Below are 3,912 nucleotides of genomic sequence, written 5' to 3'. Positions count from 1 at the left end.
GGAGCGCCAGGAGCGCCGGGGCCAGGAGCGGCCGGGCCGCCGGGGCCGAGGGGGGCCGGGCCGCCGCGCGCGGGGAGACCGCCGCACCCGCGCCGGGCCGCGAGGTCCCGCCGCCGCGCAGACGCCGGGGCGCCCCGGAGGAGCCCCCGCCGGGCCGGCGCGGGCGCCGGCCGGTGAAGAAGAAGACCCGGGGGCGGAAAATACTCCTGTGGACCGGCGGCACGATGGCCTTCGTGGTCCTCGGCACCGCCTCCGCCGCGTACCTCTACCTCGACCACCTGAACGACAACATCACGTCCGTCTCCGACGACGGCGCGAGCACCGGTGGCTTCGAGAAGGACAAGGCCATCAACATCCTGCTGATCGGCACCGACAAGCGCACCGGCAGCGGCAACGACGGTTACGGCGACACCGGCAGCGCCGGGCACGCCGACACCACGATCCTGCTGCACGTCTCCAAGGACCGCTCGAACGCCACCGCGCTGAGCATCCCCCGCGACCTGATCGTCGACATCCCGGACTGCCCGACCACGCAGGAGGACGGCACCCAGGAGGTCATCCCCGGCTCCACCGGCGTGCGGTTCAACACCAGCCTCGGGCAGGACGGCCGTACGCCCAGTTGCACCGTGCGGACCGTCACCGAGCTGACCGGTGTCCAGCCCGACAACTTCATGGTCGCCGACTTCAACGCGGTCAAGACGCTCTCCACGGCGGTCGGCGGCGTCGAGGTCTGCCTGGCCAAGGACATCGACGACCCCGACTCGCACCTGAAGCTGTCGGCGGGCAAGCACACCATCGCGGGCGAGGACGCCCTCGCCTTCGTGCGCACCCGGCACTCGGTGGGCTTCGGCGGCGACCTGAGCCGGATCGAGCTGCAGCAGCAGTTCCTCAGCGCGCTGATGCGCAAGCTGAAGTCGAACGACACCCTCACCAACCCCGCCAAGATGCTGAAGCTGGCCGAGGCGGGCACCGAGGCGCTGACCGTCGACTCCCAGCTCGACTCCATCGGCAAGCTGAAGGACCTCGGGCTGGAGCTGGGCAAGCTCAACGTCAAGAACCTGACCTTCACCAAGGTCCCGGTCGTGGACAACCCGGCGGAGGCCACCCCGACGACGGTCGTGCTCAGCGAGTCGCCGGCCGCCCAGGTCTTCGACATGATCAAGAACGACATCTCCTTCACCGCGGTCAAGGAGGAGAAGAAGAAGGAGGCGGCCTCGGTCGCCGCCCGCCTCAAGGGCACCAAGGCGGACGCCTCCGAGGTCCGCGTCCAGATCCTCAACGGCGGCGCGGAGACCGGCAGCGCGCAGGAGGAACTGACCTGGCTCCAGACCGAGGCGGGCGTCACCAAGTCCGAGAACGGCGGCAACGCGCCGAAGAACCTCAGCAGGACGACGCTGGAGTACGACCCCGACCAGGCCGCCCAGGCCCGCCGCCTCGCCGACCTGCTCGGTCTCTCCGGCTCCGCGATGAAGCCCGGCGAGAGCGTCACCAACGCGCAGGGCCTGCCCACCATGACCCTGACCCTCGGCAAGGACTTCAAGGGCGCCGGGGTGAAGCTCAACGCCTCCTCGGGCGGGACGCCGCAGGGCGTGGAGACGTCCACCGCGGACAAGGTCAAGTGCGCCGAGTGACCTGAGCGCCCTTCCGTACGTCTGACAGGGCGGACACCGTCCGTGGCAGCCGCCGTACAGCCAATTCCGGCCTTCGTGCGTCCTCTTGACGGTGACCGGACGGCAGGCGGGCTGCCGCGCGGTGTGCCGTCCGTCGGCGTGAGGGTGGGGAGAGTGGGATGACGCAGAGCACGGTGCGGGCGCCTCGGGCGCGCGGGGAGGGCCCCGGGAACGGCCCTGGGGACGGTGCCGGGAACGGTTCCGGCGACGGCGGCGACGGCGGTGACGGCCCGCGGGGGAACGGCCGGCGTGGCACGCGGGGCCACCGCGTGCTCCGGTGGTCCGCCTCCACGCTGGCGGTGCTGATACTGGGCACGTCCGGCGCCGGTTACCTCTATTACGAGCATCTGAACGGCAACCTCGACCGGGGCCGGCGCGACAACGGCGACACCAAGCCGCTCCGGGCCGAGGCGAACGCGGCCGGGCAGACCCCGCTGAACATCCTGCTGATCGGCTCCGACAGCCGTGACTCCGACGAGAACGTGAAGCTGGGCGGCAGCCGCGACACCCGCGGCAACCCGCCGCTGGGCGATGTGCAGATGCTCATCCACCTCGCCGCCGACCGCCGGAGCGCCTCGGTGGTGTCCATCCCGCGCGACACCCGGGTCGACATCCCCGAGTGCACCGACCCGGAGTCCGGCGACACGTATCCGGCGACCAACGACATCATCAACACCTCGCTGGCCCGCGGCGGCGCCGGCTGCACCCTCGCCACCTGGCAGAACCTCACCGGCGTCTACATCGACCACTGGATGACCATCGACTTCGCTGGTGTGGTGCGGATGGCCGACGCGATCGGCGGGGTCGCGGTCTGCGTCGAACAGAACGTGTGGGACCGGCCGCTGCCCGGGGTGCCCGGCGGCTCCGGCCTCAAGCTGGAGGCCGGTACCAGGAAGGTGCGGGGCGAGCAGGCGTTGCAGTGGCTGCGCACCCGCCACGCCTGGGGCAGCGACCCGCTGCGGGCCCGCGCCCAGCACATGTACCTGAACTCGATGCTGCGCACCCTCAAGGACCAGAACGTCTTCACCGACCCCGGCCGGCTGATGGGCCTGGCGGAGGCGGCCACCAAGTCGCTGACGGTCTCCGAGGAGATCGGCACGGTCAAGGACCTGTACGACCTGGGCGGCCGGCTCCGGACCGTGCCGACGGACCGCGTCACCATGACCACGCTGCCCACCGTCCCCGACCCCCAGGACGCCAACCACCTCGTCGCCAAGGACGGCGAGGCGGAGCGGATCTGGAGGATGCTCCGCGACGACGTCCCGTTCGACGACACCGCCGAGGACAGGACCGACGCGAAGCCCGAGGCCGACGCGGAGACCGACGCGGAGACCGAAGGGGAGGACGACGCGGCGGCCGGCGGGGACGCGGAGCCGGAGACCGGGGCGGGCCCGGCCGACAGCGCCGCCGCCGACGCCGAGATCGGGGTCCTCGTCCGCAACGGCACCCGGTCCGCCACCGACGCCCCGGTGCGCGGACGCGCCGGTACGGTCGCGCGGGCGCTGGTGGGGCGGGGTTTCGCCCGCGCCGCCACGGACACCTCGGCGGCGGTCGCCGAGGAGCGGACCGTCGTAAGCTATCCGAGCGCCGAACTGGCGGCCGACGCCCGGCGCGTCGCCAAGTCGCTCGGGATCGCGCCGAGTTCCGTCGAGCGGTCGACGGAGGTCTCGGGGGTGACGGTCGTCGTCGGCGCCGACTGGCGGGAGGGCACCACGTATCCCGAGCAGGCGGCACCCGAGGCCGGTGAACTGCCCGCCGACACCGACGCGATCAAGGGTTCGGACACCGGCCAGTGCATGGACGTCTACGCGCCCTACCGCTGGTAGGCGCCCCGTAATGGGGCGGTATCACCCTGTTGTAGCTGCTGTATGAATGTCGAATTTGTCACCGGCGTCGTTCGGGGTCGAAGTGTGCGGATAGTGTGAGCGCTCCCAGTGCCCACCGCCGTGCGGCCTTCCCCGGCGTCGCACACTTGTCGACCCAGAGCGTGCGCCTTCCGAGGGAAGGTGCCGCGGCCCCGACGGAGGATTCGGACGACCGTGGACGCGCAGAGCCGTGGGCGGGCGGACAACGTCGACCCCGCAGACCAGTGGGTACGCAACCCGCAGACCGGCGAGTACGAGCTGAACCTGGGCCCGTCCGCCCCGCCGCCCGGGTCCCCGCCGCCTCCCGGGCCGGCGCACCGGCCCGTCCCCCGCCCGCGCGGGGCGGCCCCGGACGGCCGTGCCCCCGCGGCGCGCAC

Annotated in this window: 2 protein-coding genes and 1 pseudogene; all 3 read left to right on the top strand. The window is 72.3% G+C overall.

The genetic code is table 11. The features are described from left to right. Nucleotides 1-1,631: LCP family protein (locus ABEB00_RS30010; RefSeq protein ID WP_345623708.1), on the top strand; the 1,631-nt coding region annotated here is incomplete at its 5' end. 158 nt (nt 1,632-1,789) lie between these two features. Next, nucleotides 1,790-3,496 (top strand): LCP family protein, encoded by a 1,707-nt coding sequence (locus tag ABEB00_RS30005; RefSeq protein WP_345623707.1) that lies wholly within the window; start codon nt 1,790-1,792, stop codon nt 3,494-3,496. A gap of 213 nt (nt 3,497-3,709) precedes the next feature. After that, nucleotides 3,710-3,912 (top strand): annotated as a pseudogene (locus ABEB00_RS30000) (LCP family protein); the annotation flags it as partial.

The organism is Streptomyces ziwulingensis (assembly GCF_039542605.1).
GTDB lineage: Bacteria > Actinomycetota > Actinomycetes > Streptomycetales > Streptomycetaceae > Streptomyces > Streptomyces ziwulingensis.
The sequence above is the reverse complement of the archived record's forward strand: the minus strand, read 5'-3'. Positions and strand labels throughout refer to the sequence as shown.